Raw genomic sequence first — 18652 nt, 5'->3', positions numbered from 1 at the left:
TTGCATGAAACCGATCAAATTGGGCCTGCTCGGCCTTGGCACGGTAGGCTACGGCGCCTTCCAGGTACTGGCTCGTAACCAGGAAGAAATTCAACGGCGCGCGGGCCGGGGCATCGAGATCACAAAGATCGCCGTGCGCAACGTCGAACGTGCCAAGGGGCTCGTGGGTAACGCAGCGGTTGTGACGGGCGATCCGTTCGAAGTGGTCAACGATCCGGCCATCGACGTGGTCGTCGAGACCATCGGCGGGTACGACCTCACCAAGGAACTGGTGCTCAAGGCGATCGAGAACGGCAAGCACGTGGTCACGGCCAACAAGGCGCTGCTTGCGGTCTACGGCAACGAAATTTTCGCCGCCGCACGCAAAGCCAACGTGATGGTCGCGTTCGAAGCCGCCGTCGCCGGTGGCATTCCGATCATCAAGGCACTGCGCGAAGGCCTGTCAGCCAACCGCATCCAGTGGGTGGCCGGCATCATCAACGGCACCACGAACTTCATCCTCTCGGAGATGCGCGACAAGGGCATCGACTTCGACGTGGCATTGGCCGACGCCCAGCGTCTGGGCTATGCAGAAGCCGATCCGACGTTCGATATCGAAGGTGTGGACGCCGCGCACAAGCTCACGCTGATGAGCGCCATCGCATTCGGCGTGCCGGTGCAGTTCGACCGCGCCTACATCGAAGGCATCACCAAGCTGGCTGCCATCGACATCAAGTACGCAGAAGAACTTGGTTATCGCATCAAGCTGCTCGGCATTACGCGCCGCACGGAAGCCGGTATCGAACTGCGCGTGCATCCGACGCTGATTCCGGGCAAGCGCCTGATCGCCAACGTGGAAGGTGCGATGAACGCCGTGCTGGTGCAGGGCGACGCCGTGGGCGCCACGCTGTATTACGGCAAGGGTGCGGGCGCTGAGCCGACCGCCTCGGCCGTGGTGGCCGATATCGTCGACGTGACGCGTCTGCAAACGGCCGACCCGGAGCATCGCGTGCCGCATCTGGCGTTCCAGCACGATGCGCTGTCGAACACGCCGGTGTTGCCGATCGACGAAGTCACCACCAGCTACTACCTGCGCCTGCGCGTGGTCGATCGTGCCGGTGTGATGGCCGAACTCACGCGCATTCTGGCGGATCTGGATATCTCGATCGACGCGCTGCTGCAAAAGGAATCGCGCGAGGGCGAACACCAGACCGACATCATCATCCTGACGCATGTGACGCAAGAGAAGCACATCAACGCTGCCATCGCGAAGATCGAAGCGATGGGCACCGTGCTCTCGAAGGTCACGCGTATCCGTATGGAGTCGCTGAGCTGAGCGTCGCTCGCAAGCGACACAACACCACTGGACACCGCACAGGACAACGACTGACATGAAATACATCTCCACGCGCGGCGCGGGCCTGACTTCGGGCGAGCCGCAATCGTTTTCCAGCATTCTGCTGGGCGGGCTGGCGCCGGACGGCGGCCTCTATCTGCCCACGGAATATCCGCAAGTCACGGCAGACGAACTGCGCGCCTGGCGCCAACTGTCGTACGCCGACCTGGCCGCCAAAGTGCTGGCCAAGTTTGCCGGCGACATCCCGGTCGAAGTGCTGACCGACCTGACGCGCCGCACCTACACCGCCGAGGTGTACCGCAACGTGCGCCCGGGCGAAGACGCGGCCGAGATCACGCCGCTGCTGCCGCTGGGTGAAGAGAACGGCACGCAACTCTCGCTGCTGGCGCTCTCCAACGGTCCGACGCTCGCGTTCAAGGACATGGCCATGCAACTGCTTGGCAACTTGTTCGAGTACGCGCTGGCGCAGCACGGCGACGCGCTGAACATTCTGGGTGCAACGTCGGGCGACACCGGCAGTGCCGCCGAATACGCCATGCGCGGCAAGGAAGGTATTCGTGTCTTCATGCTCTCTCCGGCGGGCAAGATGAGCGCGTTCCAGACGGCGCAGATGTACAGCCTGCAAGATCCGAACATCTTCAACCTCGCGGTCGAAGGCGTGTTCGACGACTGTCAGGACATCGTCAAGGCAGTGTCGAACGATCACGCGTACAAGGCGCGCTACAAGATCGGTACGGTCAATTCGATCAACTGGGCCCGCGTCGTGGCGCAGGTCGTCTACTACTTCAAGGGCTACTTCGCGGCCACGGGCGGCAAGTCGGGCCAGGACGGCGAAGTGTCGTTCACCGTGCCGTCGGGCAACTTCGGCAACGTCTGCGCGGGTCACATCGCGCGCATGATGGGCCTGCCGATTCGCAAGCTCGTCGTGGCGACCAACGAAAACGACGTGCTCGACGAATTCTTCCGCACCGGCAACTACCGTGTGCGCAAGTCGGCCGAGACGTTCCACACCAGCAGCCCGAGCATGGACATCTCGAAGGCGTCGAATTTCGAGCGCTTCCTGTTCGATTTGCTCGGCCGCGATGCGCCGGCCACGGCGGCGCTGCTCGCCAAGGTGGAGCAGGGCGGTTTCGACCTCTCGGGCACCGACGCGTTTGCACGCGTGGCGCAGTTCGGCTTCGTGTCGGGCCGCAGCACCCATGCCGACCGCGTGGCGACCATCCAGGACGTGGCCAAGCGCTACGACGTGGTGATCGACACCCATACGGCCGACGGCGTGAAGGTGGCGCGCGAGGCACTGGAACCGGGCGTGCCGATGGTGGTGCTCGAGACGGCTCAACCGGCCAAGTTCGCCGAGACGATTCGCGAAGCACTGCATCGGGAACCGCCGCGTCCGGCAGGTTTCGAGCAGCTCGAATCGCTGCCGCAGCGTGTGGAGACGGTGAAGAACGACGTCGCCCGCGTGAAGGCCTATATTGCGGAACATACCGGCCTGTAACCCGCCATGCTGAGTACACAAGAAGCGCTTGACGCCGTTCTGGCGGCCGCCCGTCCGCTCGGGCAAACGGAAACCGTCGACACGCTCGCCGCCAACGGCCGCGTGCTGGCGGCTGACGTGATCGCCACGCTCGACGTGCCGCCGATGGACACCAGCGCGATGGACGGTTATGCCGTTCGCCGCGCCGACCTGACGGGGGCCGAGACCACGTTGCCGGTCTCGCAACGCATTCCGGCAGGCCATGCACCGGAACCGCTGGCCGCTGGCACCGCCGCCCGCATTTTTACCGGCGCACCGGTGCCTGCGGGCGCCGATGTCATCGTGATGCAAGAGCAGTGCGAAGCGCGCGACGATGGCACGGTGGTGATTCGTCACGCGCCCGCGGATAGCGAGTTCATCAACCGGCAAGGTGCCGATATTCGCCGCGATAGCGTCGTGCTGGCCGCAGGCACGCGTCTGCGGGCGCAGTCACTGGGGCTGGCAGCATCGGTCGGTATCGCGAAGCTTCAGGTGGCACGCCGCCTGCGCGTGGCCGTGTTCTTCACGGGCGACGAGTTGACGATGCCGGGCGAGACGTTGCGCGCCGGGAGCATCTACAACTCCAACCGCTTCGTCTTGCGCAGCTTGCTGGAAAACCTTGGCTGCGAGATGACTGACTATGGCATCGTGCCCGACAATCTGGCCGCCACGCGCGCCATTTTGCGCGACGCCGCGCGCGGCAACGACCTGATCATCACGTCGGGCGGAGTGTCCGTGGGCGAAGAAGATCACGTCAAACCCGCCGTGGAAGCGGAAGGCCGTCTGAACCTCTGGCAGATCGCCCTGAAGCCGGGCAAGCCGCTCGCTTATGGCGAGGTCAATCGCGCCGCCAACAGCGCCATCGCGGGAGACGCTGCGCATTTCATCGGCCTGCCGGGCAACCCGGTGTCGAGCTTCGTCACGTTCCTGCTGTTCGTGCGTCCGTTCATCCTGCGCTTGCAAGGCGTGCAGGACGTGACGCCGCGCCGTATCGCCATGCGTGCCGACTTCACCCAGACGAAGGCCGACCGTCGCAACGAGTTCGTGCGTGCGCGCCTGAATGCCAACGGCGGTCTGGAGGCGTTCCCGAACCAAAGTTCGGCGGTGCTGACGTCGACGGTCTGGGGCGATGGCCTGATCGACAACCCGCCCGGGCATCGCATCGAGGCGGGGCAGACGGTGGCGTTCCTGCCGTTTTCCGACCTTCTATATTGAGAGACAGGCTTGCTGTGCCAAACGCGCGGCAGGCACTACCCGCTATGCAGATCGATCTTCGCTTTTTCGCCAGCGTTCGCGAGGCCCTCAAGGTGGCCGAGGAACACGTGGAAGTGCCCAACGGGGTTACCACGGTGGGAGACGTGCGCCAGTGGCTGTGCACACGCGGGCCGCTCTGGGCCGAGACGCTGGGTGAGCAGCGCCTGCTGCGCATGGCGCTGAATCACACGATGGTGCCAGCGTCCACGCGCCTAACCGATGGCTGCGAAGTCGCCTTCTTCCCGCCAGTGACGGGCGGCTGATCGCCCGCCGCTGCACCAGACGCAACCCAACGCCGCCAGACTTATCGAGAGCCGAGTATGCCGATTCGCGTTCAGACCGAAGATTTCGACCTGTCGACCGAAATTCGCCAGCTGCGTGAGGGCGACCTGCGCGTGGGGGCGGTCGCGAGCTTCGTGGGTACCGTGCGCGATCTGAACGATGGCAAGGATGTCTCGCGCATGACGCTCGAGCACTATCCAGGCATGACGGAAAAGGCGCTGGAAAGCATCGTGGCGCAGGCGAGCGAGCGGTGGCGCCTATTCGACGCGCTGGTCATTCATCGCTATGGCGACTTGGGGCCGGGCGATCAGATCGTACTGGTGGCGGTGACTTCGGCGCATCGGGGCGATGCGTTCGCGGCGTGCGAATTCATCATGGACTACCTGAAGACCGAAGCGCCGTTCTGGAAGAAGGAAACGACCCCGCAAGGCGAGCGCTGGGTCGATGCGCGCGAGACCGATACGGCGGCGCGTGAGCGTTGGGCTGTCGATCAAGCTGATGCGCCGAATACGTCGGTCAAATCCGGCAAAACCGCCTAAATATTCATCAAACTTCGGCGAAATCCAGCTAATTTTGCCGATGTCTCAATCGTGCGGCCGTGCAGGCCGTGCTCGCTTCACGCTTTCCAGCAACGCGCGCTGCGCCGGTGGCAACGCGTACTCCCATCCGAACAAGTTCAGTTGCAGGCTCTCCGCGATCCGAATCGCGGGTTCCGCGAAGGCGAAGGCTGCTTCCGGTTCGAAGAGGGTATCGAGCGTATCGAAGAAGAGCACCAGCCAGCGGCTGAAGTGTTCGCCGGTGAGGTGGCCGAAGGGCTGATGCGCCTGCGTCACATTGCCGCGATAACGCTTGGCACCGAGCACGATGCTGCTCCAGAACGCGACCATCTTGTCGAGGTGCAGGTCCCAGCGGCCTTCAAGCGCCTGTCGAAATACCGGGCCGAGCAGATCGTCGTCGCGAATGCGTCCGTAGAACGTGTGAACCAGCAGTTGCACGGCCGCTTCGTCCACTTGCGCGAAGCGTTTGACCGGCAATTCGGTGATGGCGCCGAGACGATTTTCCAGTGCAATATCGGCGGCCATGCCGGGCGCAGACGGGCCGCCCGATGCCGCGTGATCGGCACGATGTCCTTTCGGTATTCCGGGCGTCTGGCGGTGGCGTTGACTCATGGTGCGGCGTGCTAAAAATAGCTATTATGACCCTCAACGTCGGGCGCGTCCTGGGTCTGCTATCCATCGTGCCAACCATCGTTCGACAGCCGCATTTCCCCCGTACCTCCGGCCGCCTCACGGCCTCGCGCGAAATGTCAACCATTAAGCGCAAATGCCCTTGAAACCTTAGGGGATTGTCCGCACATCCGATCCAGAAAGTTTTCTTACCGGAGCACCCGATGCGACAAGACAAATTCACCACGCAGTTCCTGGAAGCGCTGGCTGATGCCCAAAGCATGGCCGTCGGTCGCGACCAGCAATATATCGAGCCGCTGCACTTGCTGGCAGCGCTCATCGCACAACCCGAAGGCGCTGCACGCTCGCTGCTGCAACGCGCGGGCGTGCAGGTTCAGCCGTTGGGCCACGACATCGAGACGGCCCTCTCGAAGCTGCCGCAGGTGCAAGGCACCGACGGTAACGTGCAGGTCAGCCGCGAACTCGCGGGCCTGCTCAATCAGGCCGACAAGGAAGCGCAAAAGCATGGCGACAGCTACATCGCCAGCGAAATGTTCCTGCTGGCACTGGCCGACGATAAAGGCGAGACGGGCAAGATCGCCCGCGCCCGTGGCCTCACGCGCAAAGCGCTGGAAGCCGCGATTGTCGGCGTACGTGGCGGCGAGTCGGTCAATAGCCAAGATGCCGAGAGCCAACGTGAAGCCCTCAAGAAATACACGCTCGATCTGACGGAGCGCGCCGCGCTCGGCAAGCTCGATCCGGTGATCGGTCGCGACGACGAAATTCGTCGCACGATCCAGATTCTGCAACGCCGCACGAAGAACAACCCGGTGCTCATCGGCGAGCCGGGCGTGGGCAAGACCGCCATTGTGGAAGGTCTCGCGCAACGTATCGTCAACGGCGAAGTGCCCGAGTCGCTCAAGAACAAGCGCGTGCTTGCACTCGACATGGCGGGGCTGCTCGCCGGTGCGAAATTCCGTGGCGAATTCGAAGAGCGTCTGAAAGGCGTACTGAACGATATCGCCAAGGACGAAGGCCGCACGATTCTGTTCATCGACGAAATTCACACGATGGTCGGTGCAGGCAAGGCCGAAGGCGCGATGGACGCGGGCAACATGCTCAAGCCGGCGCTCGCCCGTGGCGAGTTGCATTGCATCGGCGCGACCACGCTCGACGAATATCGCAAGTACATCGAGAAAGACGCCGCTCTGGAGCGCCGTTTCCAGAAGGTGCTGGTTGAAGAGCCGAGCGTCGAGGCGACTATCGCTATCCTGCGCGGTTTGCAGGAAAAGTACGAACTGCACCACGGTGTGGAAATTACCGACCCGGCGATTGTCGCGGCGGCTGAACTGAGCCAGCGCTACATCACCGATCGCTTCCTGCCGGACAAGGCCATCGACCTGATCGATGAAGCCGCGTCGAAGATCAAGATGGAAATCGACTCGAAGCCGGAAGTGATGGACAAGCTCGACCGTCGACTGATTCAGTTGAAGATCGAACGCGAAGCCATCAAGAAAGAGACCGACGAAGCATCGCAAAAGCGTCTGGCGCTGATCGAAGAAGAGATCTCGCGTCTGGAGCGCGAGTACGCCGACCTGGAAGAAATCTGGACGGCCGAGAAAGCCGCCGTGCAGGGCAGCGCGCAGGTCAAGGAAGAGATCGACCGTGTGCGCGCCGAGATTGCCAAGCTGCAACGCGAAGGCAAGCTCGACAAGGTGGCGGAGTTGCAATACGGCAAGTTGCCGCAACTCGAAGCGCAGTTGAAAGATGCGGCGGCTGCCGAAGCGGCGGGACAGCAAGCGCACCCGCGCCTGTTGCGAACGCAAGTGGGCACGGAAGAAATCGCGGAAGTGATTTCGCGTGCTACCGGCATTCCGGTCTCGAAGATGATGCAGGGCGAGCGCGAAAAGCTGCTCAACATGGAAGCCAAGCTGCACGAGCGCGTGGTGGGGCAGGACGAGGCGATTACCGCTGTGGCCGATGCCATCCGCCGCTCGCGTGCGGGGCTGGCCGATCCGAACCGTCCGTATGGTTCGTTCCTGTTCCTCGGCCCGACCGGCGTGGGCAAGACCGAGCTGTGCAAGGCGCTCGCGATGTTCCTGTTCGATTCGGAAGATCACTTGATCCGTATCGACATGAGCGAGTTCATGGAGAAGCACAGCGTGGCCCGTCTAATCGGCGCGCCGCCGGGTTACGTGGGGTATGAGGAAGGCGGTTATCTGACCGAGGCCGTGCGTCGCAAGCCGTACAGCGTGATCCTGCTCGACGAAGTCGAGAAGGCACACCCGGATGTCTTCAACGTGCTGCTGCAAGTGCTCGACGATGGCCGCATGACCGATGGTCAAGGCCGCACGGTGGACTTCAAGAACACCGTGATCGTGATGACGTCGAACCTTGGGTCGTCGATGATTCAGTCGATGGTCGGCGAGCCGCAGGATCGCATCAAGGATGCGGTGTGGACCGAGATCAAGGAACACTTCCGTCCGGAGTTCCTGAACCGGATCGACGAAGTCGTGGTGTTCCACGGGCTCGATCAGAAGCATATCGAGTCGATCGCGTCGATTCAGATCGAGATCCTGCGCCAGCGTCTGGCCAAGCTCGACATGCAGCTCGATGTCACCAAGGCCGCGTTGATGCACGTGGCGCGCGAGGGCTTCGACCCGGTGTTCGGGGCACGGCCGCTCAAGCGGGCGATCCAGCAGGAGATCGAGAACCCGGTCGCCAAGCTGGTGCTGGCGGGCAAGTTCGGGCCGAAGGACACGATTCCGGTCGATTGGCACAACGGGCGGTTTACCTTCGATGGGGCAACGTCCTCGCAGGTGAGCAAGGAAACGGAAGCCGCGGCGGAATAAGTCGCAGGTTTCGCGGGGCGGCGGGTTGGCCCCGGCAGGTAGCAAAGCGCGGCTTCGGCCGCGCTTTTTTTTCGCCTTTCGTCGTGCGATACCGTCGGAAGGCCAGCCGGTGCGGCTCGGCGACGAGTGTGCTCGCGCATGGCATCGTCGTGTCACAATCCTCGGCGAGAATGCGCGACCGGCTAAGCGCGTGACGTTCGCGCTGCTGAATTACCGTTCGCGACACACGATCTATCGTTCATCGCAAGGCAAGTGCATCATCTGCAACACATTCCTATCGTTGCGTCATGAGTGAACACGACGAGAGGATGCGATGACAACGATAGTGGTAATTCACCTCGCGGCGGCGATTGCAGCCGTCATGTTGGGGATTGCGATATTGATGGCACGGCGGGGCACGCCGCGTCATCGCTGGATGGGCCGCACGTGGGCGGTGACGATGGCGGTAACGGCACTGTCGAGCTTCGGCATTCGCGAGTTGAACCCGGGGCACCTGTCGTGGCTGCATGCGTTGGCGGTGTGGGTGCTGGTGAGTCTGGTGCTCGCCATCGTGGCGATTCGCCGCGGCAACGTGGCATCGCACCGGCGCAGCATGGTGGGACTGTATGTCGGCCTGATCGTCGCGGGCGTTGCGGCGGTGGCCCTGCCGGGCAGAGTGCTCAATGAGACACTTGCTCATTGGGCGCACGGCGAGGTGTCCGTCGCGATGCGGCAGGGCACGGCAGGCGGGGAGGGCACACGATAATGACAACGATGATGAGACAACCGCAGCCCGTCGAGACAGCACCGCCGGCCCCCGTCAAAGCGACGCGCGGGCTTTGGGCGACGTTTCTTCGCGAACTGGTGGGCGTCGTGCTCTTCAACACGGCGATCGCCCTGATACTCAAGCTAATCGGGTTCGGCGGCACGTTGTGGCAGAACTTCGTTTTCAGTCAGTGCATCGGTATCGCCATCACCGTGTTGATCGATGGCGGACGCCGTGCCCTCTGGCGCAGTGGTGAGCCACCGATTGTGCCGTTCCTGCTGCTGGTGGCGTTCGGTTGTTCGGCCGGGCTGGTGGGTGGCATCACGTTGGGCACGCTGTTGCTGGGGCTGCCGATGACCTTGTGGCGCCCGTTGAATGGACACACTACGCCGATTGTTTTGCTCATCGCGTTGCTGTCGACGGGCATCGGCACGTATCACGGCTGGTCGCGTGCGCGGCTCGCTCAGTTGCGTGCCGCGGCGGCACAGCAAGCACTGCGCGAATCGGCGGCAGAGAAGCAACTCGTGCGTGCCCAGTTGCAGACGTTGCAGGCACAACTCGAACCGCATTTTCTGTTTAACGTGCTGGCCAATCTCGATTCGTTGATTGCCAGCGACCCGGTGCGTGCGCGGGTATTGCTCGGGCATCTGAATCGATTTCTGCGCGCCTCGCTGGCCGCCACGCGTGCCGAGACGATTTCGCTGGCCGACGAGTTCGCGTTGCTCGACGCGTTGCTTGCTATCCAGCAAGTGCGTTTTGGCGAGCGTCTGCGTTACTCGCTCGATCTGCCCGACGATTGCCGCGCGCTGGAGATGCCGCCGATGCTGGTACAGCCGCTGGTCGAAAACGCGATCAAACATGGCATAGAGCCGCGCAGCCAAGGGGGCACCGTGCGGGTGAGTGCGCATGGTGAAGTGGATGAGACAGGTACACAGTTTGTGGTGTTGCAGGTGATCGACGATGGCGCAGGATTTCGCCACACGTCCGCCGCACCTGCGTCGCCTGTCCCGTCCGAGGCCTCGGGCCACGGCATCGGTTTGACGAATATTCGAGAGCGCCTGCGTGTGCTCTATGGCGACGCCGCGCGTCTCACGCTCGCCGAGGGCGTGCCGCAAGGTGTGGTCGCAACGTTACGCTTGCCCGTGGAGAGATCCGGGCCGGCAACGGCATAGATTTTTGGTTTCCCGAGAGTGGAGTGCATGACATCCCCCGTCGCCTTGATTGCCGAAGACGAGCCGTTACTTGCCGACGCCTTGCGTGCCATGCTCGCGCAGGCGTGGCCCGACTTGCACGTGTTGCCGGTCGCGCCCGACGGCACGTCGGCCATTGCCGCCATTGCACAGGAACAACCGGACGTGGTGTTCCTCGATATCGCGATGCCCGGCGCGACGGGGCTCGACGTGGCACGTGCCTGCGCTCGACTCACGCGTGCGCCGCAAATCGTTTTCGTCACCGCGTTCGATCGTTTCGCATTGGATGCTTTCGACGCGGCGGCCATCGACTATTTGCTCAAGCCGGTGGAACCCGATCGTCTCGCGCGTACCGTTGCCCGGTTGCGCGAACGGCTCGCCGCGCCGAAAAACGACACGCTCTCGCAGTTGCTCGCCACGCTTCGCACGCATCTGGAAGAGGAGGCCGGGCAGGGCGCAGGCGCGACCGGGGCGCGCGGTGCCCAGCTAACCAACGGGGCCAACGGCACCCATCGAACGCCCGAGACGAATACAGCGGATGCAACGGATACGACGACTGACGCGCCACCGGCGCCGTTGTCTTCGACCGGCGAATACCTGCGCTTCGTGCGTGCGTCGGTAGGCGACGAGATTCGTATCGTGCCGGTGGAGGAGGTGTGTTTCTTCGAAGCGGCTGACAAGTACGTAGTCGTGGCCACAACCGATGGCGATTTGCTGATCCGCACGAGTCTGCGCGAATTGCTACCGCAACTCGATCCGTCGCGTTTCTGGCAGGTGCACCGTAGTACCGTCGTCAACGTTGCCGAAGTGGTGAGCGCGCAGCACACGCCGCTTGGTCGCCTCACGCTCAAGCTGAAGCGGCGCAAGGATCGCGTCGCGGTCAGTCGTCAGTACGCGCACCTGTTCCGGCAGATGTAGCGTCCGGTGTCGTGGCGAAGAACTCGCTCGGGGTGCGCCCGAAGGTGCGCTTGAACATGGCCGAGAATGCGCTCTGGCTGCGATACCCTAGCTCGCGTGCGATGCGCGCGAGCGGGTAGCCCTTCGAGGCGAGCGGAATGGCCTGCGCCAGAATCACCTGTTGGCGCCACTGCACGAAACTCATATTCAGCTCCTGCCGGAACAAACGACCGATTGTGCGCGGACTGGCACCGGCGTAACGGGCCCATTGGTCGAGCGTCCATGCACGCGCGGGGTCGGTCAGCATCGCGTTGCACAGCGTCAGCAGGCGCTTGTCGCGCGGCAGCGGCACCTCTAGCGGGAGCGGCGAGGCGCGTCGCAATTCATCGAGAATCAAGCCGCCGAGCAGTTGCTCCCGCGGCGCGTCGAGCTCCGCTTCGGGCACGTCGATTGCAGCGATCAACTCGCGCAGCAGTGCCGAGACTTCCACCACGCGGCAATGATCGAGCCCGGTCGGAATGAAGTCGCGATGCACGTAGAGCGTGCGCAGGTAGGACGGCTCGTTGACCTGCAAACTGTGCTCGACATCGGGCGGAATCCAGATAGCGCGCGAGGGCGGCACAATCCATGCGGCATCAGAGACGGCAATCTGAATGACGCCACGCGGCGTGTAGGCCACCTGTGCCCACGCATGCTGGTGATCAGGCACGTACATGTTGTCGGGAATGGGCCGCGCGCGCAGCCGCACCGGACGCTCGGGCGTCGGGGCGAACTCGGGCGGCACGACGTGCTTCGCCGGGGAGCCGGGCATGGCGGACGCCGCCACGGGCGTCGCGTCAGGCAGATCGGTCGGAAATCGCAGAGAACTCGGCATGGCGTAAGCGCGACAATTCGTGTCCCGTAAGTGTAATTCAGCCGTCCGGCCGTGTCGGCAGAAGCCACGTCGAGGTAAACCACGAATGCGGCATCGGCACATTGGCTTTCCGATTGGCCGAGGCGCTATGATCGATGCCAGTGTGCGTTTGCGCCGATGACGGGACTGTCGTGCGGCGCGCGCAATCGACCTCCTAAGCCCCCTTTCGCTACCTCAAGCCCTCTCGAATCGGAAATTTGCCATGAATTTCGCCACTTGCGATTTGTGTGATGCCCATGAAGATGCGCTCGCCGACGGCCGCCTGCGCGTGCTGCAACCCGGCTTCCTGTTGCTCGGGAAAGCCCGCCGCTTTGCGGGGCCTGCGGCGACGCTAAAAGTCTTCGAAGACAACTCGCTGGTACGTGCGGCGCTCGAGACGCCGGGCAACGGCCGGGTGCTGGTCGTCGATGGCGGTGGCTCGCTGCGCTGCGCGCTCGTGGGCGGCAATCTCGCGCAGTTGGGCGAGCAGCACGGCTGGGCGGGCATCGTGGTGAACGGCGCGGTGCGCGACACCGAAGAGCTTGAAGCGTGCGCCATCGGCGTGCGGGCATTGGCGACGAATCCGCGTAAGAGCGTGAAGCTCGGCGCGGGGCAGACGGATCTCATCGTCGATATCGCGGGCGAGTTGGTGCGTCCTGGCGAGTGGATCTACAGCGATATCGACGGCATTCTCGTCTCCACGGAGCCGCTGGTATGACGACACGAGCCACGCACCAAGCCGCCAGTGCAGGCGACGACGCGGCGATCTATGCCTTCGTCTACGGCACGCTGCGCGCGGGCGAGATCAACGACATGATGCGGGCTGCCGAGCGTCACCAGTTGCCTGCGCCTGCGTATGTGGGCACGTCGGTGCTGGGTGGGCGGCTATACGACTTCGGGCGTTACCCGGGCATGGTCTTGTCGGCGAACGCGGACGAGCTAACCATTGGCGATATCTACCGCATTCCGGCGGCGCTAGTCGCCGTGCTCGACGAGATCGAAGAAGTCTATCCGGGGGAAGCGGGTCTATTTGTACGGGAACTGCACGAGGTGGCTTGCGACGGGCAGACGTACAACTGCATCGTCTATCCCGTGAACGAGGCAGCCGTTGCGGGCCTGCCTCGCATTGCCGGTGGCGATTGGGTGGACTACCGGAAGTCGAAGACAACTAGCGCGGCCTGACGACGGGGATGTCGCACAAACCGCGCCTCATCGTTTCATGACGTCGGCCAGCGTGCCTGTGCCGCCATGTCCGATTATGACCAGCCAAGCGCGGAGCGTTGTGGGAGCATGCACGCACTCTGATAGACATCGGCGGCTCTGAAGCTGCTTCTCACACTATGCGTTCGTCCGACATTGCCCGTTTGCTGACGCTCTCCGCCATCTGGGGCGCGAGTTTCCTTTTCATGCGCATCATCGTGCCCGCACTCGGGCCGCTGCCGACGGCGTTCTTCCGCGTTGCGCTCGGCGCGCTGGGGCTGGCCGTCATCCTGCTGGTGCTTCGCGTGCGCTGGCAATTCAAGGGGCTGCTCGGGGCGTCGATGCTGCTCGGCGTCATCAACTCCGGCATTCCGTTCGTCATGTACTGTCTGGCAGCGCGTGTGTTGCCCGCCGGTTACTCCTCGATCCTCAATGCCACCACGCCGCTGATGGGCGTGCTCATTGGCGTGGTGTTCTTCCGCGAGCGACTTACCGGCGCGAAAGGGCTTGGCGTATTGCTCGGCCTGATCGGTGTGGCGGTACTCACCCGCACCGGGCCGGTGGAGATGTCCGGACCGGTCGTGATGGGCGCACTCGCGTGCCTCGTCGCCACGTCGTGCTACGGACTCGCCGGATATCTCACGCGGCGCTGGATCACAGACCGTGGCGGCCTCGACGCCAAGCTCGTGGCGTTCGGCAGCCAGTTGGGTGCTGCCATCGTGCTGCTGCCGTTCTTCGGCTATGTCTCGGCCACCACCGGTATGCCGGGGCCAGCGACGGGGGGTGTCTGGGCTGCGATGGCAGCGCTGGGCTTCGTCTGTAGTGCACTCGCCTATATGCTGTTCTTCCGTCTGATTGCCGATCTCGGGCCCTTGCGCTCGCTCACCGTCACATTCCTGATTCCGCCGTTCGGCGTGCTGTGGGGCGCATTGTTTTTGAACGAAGCGGTGACCTATGCCCACCTCGTCGGCGGCTGCTTCATTGCGTTGGCCGTGTGGCTCGTTTGCAAGCCGCCCAAGGCCGTCCCGGCAGCAAGTCGCGCAACGTCCTGACGCCCGCATCGCTGGATCATCTGGGCCGGTAACTCGCGTTACCGGCCTTTTTTCATGATGTGGAATGTGGTTGCGGTGCGTAAAAATTTGCGCTGCTTGGCACAACGGGATGATTTCAGGAAGGAAAACATCGTTTCATATCGCAAAAATATTTAGTTATCTATTTGATTTATATAAATTAAAAATATGCGATGAGTGCCGTATTCGTTCTGTTGCGATGCGTGAAGAATCCCTAAACTCTTATACAAGACCTGCCGATCCGGAGACGCAAAAAGCGGTAACTGCCAGTGGCGGCGACCGAACGGAAATAGGGCAGCAAAGAGATACCCCTCTTTTATTTGTATTGAGAAACCAGGAGAGATCACCATGACGACGCGTCAAGAACAAGTGAAGCAACTCGAGCAAGACTGGGCGAACAATCCGCGCTGGGCAGGCGTCAAGCGTGGCTACACGGCGGAAGACGTGGTGCGTCTGCGTGGTTCGATCCAGCCGGAGCAAACGCTGGCCCGTCGCGGTGCCGAGCGTCTGTGGACCCAGATCAACGAGCCACCGTTCGTGAACGCCCTGGGCGCGCTGACGGGCAACCAAGCCATGCAACAGGTCAAGGCCGGTCTTCAGGCCATTTACCTGTCGGGCTGGCAAGTCGCAGGCGACGCCAACCTCGCTGGCGAAATGTATCCCGATCAGTCGCTGTACCCGGCCAACTCGGTGCCGCAAGTCGTGCGCCGCATCAACAACACCTTCACGCGTGCCGACCAGATTCAATGGCAAGAAGGCAAGAACCCGGGCGATGAAGGCTATATCGACTACTTCGCCCCGATCGTGGCCGATGCCGAAGCCGGTTTCGGCGGCGTGCTCAACGCATTCGAACTGATGAAGTCGATGATCGAAGCCGGCGCCGCAGGCGTTCACTTCGAAGACCAACTCGCTTCGGTGAAGAAGTGCGGTCACATGGGCGGCAAGGTGCTCGTGCCGACGCGCGAAGCCGTCGCCAAGCTGGTGGCAGCGCGTCTCGCCGCCGACGTGTTGGGCGTGCCGACGGTGCTCATCGCCCGTACCGACGCGGAAGCCGCTGACCTGATTACCGCTGACGTCGATCCGATCGACCAGCCGTTCTGCACCGGCGAGCGCACGGTCGAAGGCTTCTACCGTACGCGTAACGGTCTCGATCAGGCTATCTCGCGCGGTCTGGCCTACGCCCCGTATGTCGATCTGGTGTGGTGCGAAACCGGCAAGCCGGATCTCGAGTTCGCGAAGCAGTTTGCCGAGGGTATTCACAAGCACTTCCCGGGCAAGATGCTTTCGTACAACTGCTCGCCGTCGTTCAACTGGAAGAAGAACCTCGACGACGCGACCATCGCCAAGTTCCAGAAGGAACTCGGTGCCATGGGTTACAAGTTCCAGTTCATCACGCTGGCTGGCTTCCACAGCCTGAACTACTCGATGTTCAATCTGGCTCACGGCTACGCCCGTCGTCAGATGAGCGCTTTCGTCGAGTTGCAGGAAGCGGAATTCGCCGCTGCGGACAAGGGCTTCACGGCAGTCAAGCACCAGCGTGAAGTGGGTACGGGCTACTTCGACGCCGTCACGCAGACCATCGAGCGCGACGCATCGACCACGGCCCTGAAGGGTTCGACGGAGGACGAACAGTTCTTCGACGAAAAGAAGGCGCAGGTCAAGGCAGCCTAATCGGGCTGAGGGAGGGCGCAGCGGCGCCCGCCTGCGGTGATGCGTCGTGGGGGCACATCACCGTGAGTGGAACGCTGCCGCGCTTCGACCGCGCTTTAATCGCACATCCCGGTCTATCCGGCCGGGGCGGCCCTGACGGCGTGTCCCGTCGTCGTCAGGGTTGCAGTGCACGCCAGACGAGAAGAGGCCCGTGAGCTTATCCCGCTCACGGGCCTTTTTTCATGCAATACGCGACCTCGGCCCGCGTTGCCGCGACGTTGCCCCGATACCGACCGCGTTACGGTATCAGCACCAGTGAGCCCGTCTTCGCGCGAGCGGCGATGTCTGTGTGAACCTGCGCCGCGTCCTTGAGCGCATAGCGGGTCGCCGTGACGACACCGAACACGCCTTGCCGGTAGGCATCGAATACGGCGGCTGCCGCTTCATTGACGCGCCCGCCCAGGTGGTTGGCCATCGGGCCGCCGACCATGCGGATCCGGCGGCGGGCAACCTCGGCTTCATCGACGTCCGGCGCGCCCGAGGCGGCCCCGATCGTGACGATGGTGCCGCCATCGCGTACCGCGGCCAGCGAGGCCGAGAACGTCGCTTTGCCGACGAACTCGTAGACGACATCGACGCCCTGCGGGGCAAGGCGCTTCACTTGAGCCGCCAGATCGAACGCCCCTGACGGCAGCACATGATCGATCACCGGGGCGAGCGCCGCGAGCTTCTCCGGCGATCCCGCTGTGCCGATCACGATCGCGCCGCGCGCCTTCGCCCAGCGAGCCAGCAGATTGCCGACGCTGCTGGAGGCGCCCTGAATCAGCACCGTCTGCCCGGCCTGCAAGGTGTGGTAACCGTTCAAGCCAGCCCAGGCAGTCAGACCTTTCGTCAGCAATGAGGCCACTGTCTCGGCGGACAGGTCGTCCGGCACCGGTATCAGATGTTCAGCCGCAATCAGACGCTGCTGTGTATAGCTGCCCGGCGCGAGATAGTAGGCCATGCGCTGACCCACTTCGACGCCGGCGACGCCTGCACCCAGTGCCTCGACAATGCCGACGCCTTCGACGCCCGGCACCGACGGCAGCGGCACCGGAAAGATGCCCTGGCGAAACGCCGTGTCGATGAAATTCACGCCGATGGCCTCGTGACGAAGGCGAACTTCGCCCGCGTTGGGCGTGCCGATGGGGTCGTTCTCGACCTGAAGCACCGAGGGGGCGCCGTACTGATGGAAGCGGATGGTGGTGTTCATGATGCGTGACCTTGAAAGAGAGTGGGGGACTTCAGATGACCGACAGCAGGCCGCCGTCGACCTTGTCTTGCAGGATGTTGGTGTTCATGACGAGCTCCTTAGCGCGGCAGTGCATTCAGTTGCTGGAGTGCCGAGTACAGATTGGCCACGCCCCAGTGCTCGGTGATCTTGCCGTTCTGCACACGCATGGCATCCACGGTTTCGAAGTGAATGGCCTTGCCCGTGGGGGCCAAGCCGAGAAAGTCGCCTTGGTGCGTGCCGTAGTAAGTCTTGTAAGTCGTCACCACGTCGCCGTCGGCGCGCTGCCAGTGGATAACGGCGCGAAAGTCGGGGAATGCTTCACGTAATTTGCGGTACAGGCCCAGCACGCCTGCCTTATCGGCGCCGCTGTTGGGCTGCGGTGTGTGGTCGACGAAATCGTCGGCGAACAGCTCGTCGAACAGCGCCCAGTTGCCACCGCCTTGCACCTCGTTGGTGTTGCGGCGAATCACGGCCTTGGCGGCTTCGCTGACATGGATCTGAGACATGGAATTCTCCTTAAGCAGTCGTAGGTAAAGGCATTCAGAGTTCGAAGCCGCCGATCGTCATGCCGCCGTCGACGACCAGCATCTGGCCCATGACATAGCTAGCGGCATCGGAAGCGAGCCAGACGGCTGCCGCGGCAATTTCGCCGGGGTGAGCGCCGCGCTTGGCAGGGATGGCCGTCGTCGCCAGTTGGGCGAAGCCCGGGTTCTGGGCGCTGGCCGCCACGACCATGGGGGTTTCGGTCCAGCCGGGGGCGAGCGCATTGACGCGTACGCCGTGCGCAGCGTTTTCCATCGCGGCGACCCGGGTCAGACCGTGTACTCCGTGCTTGGACGCCGCGTAGGCGCTCATGCCGCCCGGCCCGGTTAGGGCCGCGACGGACGCGGTGTTGACGATGGCACCGCCTGCGCCGCGTTTGAGCAACGGCAGTTCGTACTTCATTCCCAGAAACACGCTGCGCAGATTGATCGCGATCACGCGGTCGAAATCGGCCGTCGGATAGTCTTCGATCCGGTGGGCCTGACCCGAGATGCCTGCGTTGTTGAAGGCGGCATCGAGGCGTCCGGCTTCCTTGGCGATGCGCTCGATCAGTGCGGCGATCTCGCTTTCGGCCGACACGTCGAGACGTACCGCCTGCGCCTTGCCGCCGAGTTCGGCGATCAGGTCCTTCGTCTCTGCGAGGCCATGGGCATCGAGGTCCGCCAGGTAGACCAATGCGCCACGATCGGCAAAGGTGCGTGCGGCTTCGCGGCCAATGCCGGAACCGGCACCGGTGACCAGGACGACTTTGTCAGTGAAATCCTTGAGGCTCATGGTGTTCTCCAG

The 18652-nt window shown here is 63.2% G+C and carries 18 protein-coding genes; 13 read left to right on the top strand and 5 right to left on the bottom strand.

Annotated features, from left to right (window positions below; translation table 11 throughout):
- The first annotated feature begins 4 nt into the window (after positions 1-4).
- Genes ACPWR9_RS13040 through moaE form a run of 5 tightly spaced genes read left to right on the top strand, consistent with a single transcriptional unit; the run spans position 5 to position 4927 of the window.
- The gene (locus ACPWR9_RS13040) at positions 5-1315 is read left to right on the top strand and encodes a homoserine dehydrogenase (RefSeq protein ID WP_426298223.1); all 1311 of its coding nucleotides are present in this window, start codon (positions 5-7) and stop codon (positions 1313-1315) included.
- Between the two features lie 55 nt (positions 1316-1370).
- The gene (gene thrC, locus ACPWR9_RS13035) at positions 1371-2834 is read left to right on the top strand and encodes a threonine synthase (protein WP_426298221.1); all 1464 of its coding nucleotides are present in this window, start codon (positions 1371-1373) and stop codon (positions 2832-2834) included.
- Between the two features lie 6 nt (positions 2835-2840).
- Entirely contained in the window at positions 2841-4067 is a 1227-nt protein-coding gene (gene glp / locus ACPWR9_RS13030) for a gephyrin-like molybdotransferase Glp (protein ID WP_426298219.1), read from the top strand.
- A 44-nt stretch (positions 4068-4111) separates the two neighbouring features.
- Positions 4112-4369, top strand: coding sequence for a molybdopterin converting factor subunit 1 (gene moaD / locus ACPWR9_RS13025; protein ID WP_426298217.1), 258 nt, complete (start codon positions 4112-4114; stop codon positions 4367-4369).
- Between the two features lie 57 nt (positions 4370-4426).
- Positions 4427-4927, top strand: a complete 501-nt coding sequence (gene moaE / locus ACPWR9_RS13020; RefSeq protein WP_426298215.1) for a molybdopterin synthase catalytic subunit MoaE — start codon at positions 4427-4429, stop codon at positions 4925-4927.
- Between the two features lie 45 nt (positions 4928-4972).
- Here moaE and ACPWR9_RS13015 read toward each other — a convergent pair whose 3' ends face one another.
- Entirely contained in the window at positions 4973-5557 is a 585-nt protein-coding gene (locus tag ACPWR9_RS13015) for a group III truncated hemoglobin (protein ID WP_426298213.1), read from the bottom strand.
- Positions 5558-5778: 221 nt separating this feature from the next.
- Between ACPWR9_RS13015 and clpB the strand changes: the two genes are divergently transcribed.
- The 4 genes from clpB to ACPWR9_RS12995 all read left to right on the top strand — a co-directional run bounded on the left by clpB (position 5779) and on the right by ACPWR9_RS12995 (position 11259).
- Positions 5779-8406 (top strand): ATP-dependent chaperone ClpB, encoded by a 2628-nt coding sequence (gene clpB, locus ACPWR9_RS13010; protein WP_426298211.1) that lies wholly within the window; start codon positions 5779-5781, stop codon positions 8404-8406.
- Positions 8407-8719: 313 nt separating this feature from the next.
- Positions 8720-9151 (top strand): DUF2306 domain-containing protein, encoded by a 432-nt coding sequence (locus ACPWR9_RS13005; protein WP_426298209.1) that lies wholly within the window; start codon positions 8720-8722, stop codon positions 9149-9151.
- Between the two features lie 8 nt (positions 9152-9159).
- Positions 9160-10323 (top strand): sensor histidine kinase, encoded by a 1164-nt coding sequence (locus ACPWR9_RS13000; RefSeq protein WP_426298207.1) that lies wholly within the window; start codon positions 9160-9162, stop codon positions 10321-10323.
- A 27-nt stretch (positions 10324-10350) separates the two neighbouring features.
- On the top strand, positions 10351-11259 hold the full coding sequence (locus tag ACPWR9_RS12995; RefSeq protein ID WP_426298205.1) for a LytR/AlgR family response regulator transcription factor: 909 nt from the start codon (positions 10351-10353) through the stop codon (positions 11257-11259).
- On the opposite strand, the gene ACPWR9_RS12990 is transcribed toward ACPWR9_RS12995, so the two are convergent.
- On the bottom strand, positions 11222-12112 hold the full coding sequence (locus tag ACPWR9_RS12990; protein WP_426298202.1) for an AraC family transcriptional regulator: 891 nt from the start codon (positions 12110-12112) through the stop codon (positions 11222-11224). The two genes, ACPWR9_RS12995 and ACPWR9_RS12990, sit on opposite strands and share 38 nt — an antisense overlap.
- Positions 12113-12353: 241 nt before the next feature.
- Between ACPWR9_RS12990 and rraA the strand changes: the two genes are divergently transcribed.
- The 4 genes from rraA (at position 12354) to aceA (ending at position 16071) form a co-directional block, all read left to right on the top strand.
- Positions 12354-12848, top strand: a complete 495-nt coding sequence (gene rraA / locus ACPWR9_RS12985; protein WP_426298200.1) for a ribonuclease E activity regulator RraA — start codon at positions 12354-12356, stop codon at positions 12846-12848.
- Positions 12845-13312, top strand: coding sequence for a gamma-glutamylcyclotransferase family protein (locus tag ACPWR9_RS12980; RefSeq protein ID WP_426298198.1), 468 nt, complete (start codon positions 12845-12847; stop codon positions 13310-13312). Before rraA ends, ACPWR9_RS12980 begins: the two co-directional genes overlap by 4 nt.
- Positions 13313-13470: 158 nt before the next feature.
- Complete coding sequence (locus ACPWR9_RS12975) at positions 13471-14382, top strand: DMT family transporter (RefSeq protein ID WP_426298197.1); 912 nt, start codon at positions 13471-13473, stop codon at positions 14380-14382.
- Between the two features lie 366 nt (positions 14383-14748).
- A complete protein-coding gene (gene aceA, locus ACPWR9_RS12970; RefSeq protein ID WP_426298195.1) occupies positions 14749-16071 on the top strand; it encodes an isocitrate lyase in 1323 nt (440 codons plus the stop codon).
- 277 nt (positions 16072-16348) lie between these two features.
- Here aceA and ACPWR9_RS12965 read toward each other — a convergent pair whose 3' ends face one another.
- The 3 genes from ACPWR9_RS12965 to ACPWR9_RS12955 form a co-directional block, all read right to left on the bottom strand.
- Positions 16349-17302 carry a quinone oxidoreductase family protein gene (locus ACPWR9_RS12965; protein ID WP_426298193.1) on the bottom strand — a complete coding sequence of 318 codons (954 nt, stop codon included), beginning with the start codon at positions 17300-17302 and terminating at the stop codon, positions 16349-16351.
- A 98-nt stretch (positions 17303-17400) separates the two neighbouring features.
- Entirely contained in the window at positions 17401-17829 is a 429-nt protein-coding gene (locus ACPWR9_RS12960; protein ID WP_426298191.1) for an ester cyclase, read from the bottom strand.
- A gap of 34 nt (positions 17830-17863) precedes the next feature.
- On the bottom strand, positions 17864-18640 hold the full coding sequence (locus ACPWR9_RS12955; protein ID WP_426298189.1) for an SDR family NAD(P)-dependent oxidoreductase: 777 nt from the start codon (positions 18638-18640) through the stop codon (positions 17864-17866).
- Between the last annotated feature and the right edge of the window lie 12 nt (positions 18641-18652).

The organism is Pandoraea pneumonica (assembly GCF_049918595.1).
Taxonomy (GTDB): domain Bacteria; phylum Pseudomonadota; class Gammaproteobacteria; order Burkholderiales; family Burkholderiaceae; genus Pandoraea; species Pandoraea pneumonica_A.
This window is presented reverse-complemented; position numbering and strand designations above follow the sequence as displayed.

Coding starts and splice junctions, on each gene's coding strand:
- ACPWR9_RS13040 (WP_426298223.1), top strand. CDS start 5: ATGAAACCGATCAAATTGGGCCTGCTCGGCCTTGGCACGGTAGGCTAC.
- thrC (WP_426298221.1), top strand. CDS start 1,371: ATGAAATACATCTCCACGCGCGGCGCGGGCCTGACTTCGGGCGAGCCG.
- glp (WP_426298219.1), top strand. CDS start 2,841: ATGCTGAGTACACAAGAAGCGCTTGACGCCGTTCTGGCGGCCGCCCGT.
- moaD (WP_426298217.1), top strand. CDS start 4,112: ATGCAGATCGATCTTCGCTTTTTCGCCAGCGTTCGCGAGGCCCTCAAG.
- moaE (WP_426298215.1), top strand. CDS start 4,427: ATGCCGATTCGCGTTCAGACCGAAGATTTCGACCTGTCGACCGAAATT.
- ACPWR9_RS13015 (WP_426298213.1), bottom strand. CDS start 5,557: ATGAGTCAACGCCACCGCCAGACGCCCGGAATACCGAAAGGACATCGT.
- clpB (WP_426298211.1), top strand. CDS start 5,779: ATGCGACAAGACAAATTCACCACGCAGTTCCTGGAAGCGCTGGCTGAT.
- ACPWR9_RS13005 (WP_426298209.1), top strand. CDS start 8,720: ATGACAACGATAGTGGTAATTCACCTCGCGGCGGCGATTGCAGCCGTC.
- ACPWR9_RS13000 (WP_426298207.1), top strand. CDS start 9,160: ATGATGAGACAACCGCAGCCCGTCGAGACAGCACCGCCGGCCCCCGTC.
- ACPWR9_RS12995 (WP_426298205.1), top strand. CDS start 10,351: ATGACATCCCCCGTCGCCTTGATTGCCGAAGACGAGCCGTTACTTGCC.
- ACPWR9_RS12990 (WP_426298202.1), bottom strand. CDS start 12,112: ATGCCGAGTTCTCTGCGATTTCCGACCGATCTGCCTGACGCGACGCCC.
- rraA (WP_426298200.1), top strand. CDS start 12,354: ATGAATTTCGCCACTTGCGATTTGTGTGATGCCCATGAAGATGCGCTC.
- ACPWR9_RS12980 (WP_426298198.1), top strand. CDS start 12,845: ATGACGACACGAGCCACGCACCAAGCCGCCAGTGCAGGCGACGACGCG.
- ACPWR9_RS12975 (WP_426298197.1), top strand. CDS start 13,471: ATGCGTTCGTCCGACATTGCCCGTTTGCTGACGCTCTCCGCCATCTGG.
- aceA (WP_426298195.1), top strand. CDS start 14,749: ATGACGACGCGTCAAGAACAAGTGAAGCAACTCGAGCAAGACTGGGCG.
- ACPWR9_RS12965 (WP_426298193.1), bottom strand. CDS start 17,302: ATGAACACCACCATCCGCTTCCATCAGTACGGCGCCCCCTCGGTGCTT.
- ACPWR9_RS12960 (WP_426298191.1), bottom strand. CDS start 17,829: ATGTCTCAGATCCATGTCAGCGAAGCCGCCAAGGCCGTGATTCGCCGC.
- ACPWR9_RS12955 (WP_426298189.1), bottom strand. CDS start 18,640: ATGAGCCTCAAGGATTTCACTGACAAAGTCGTCCTGGTCACCGGTGCC.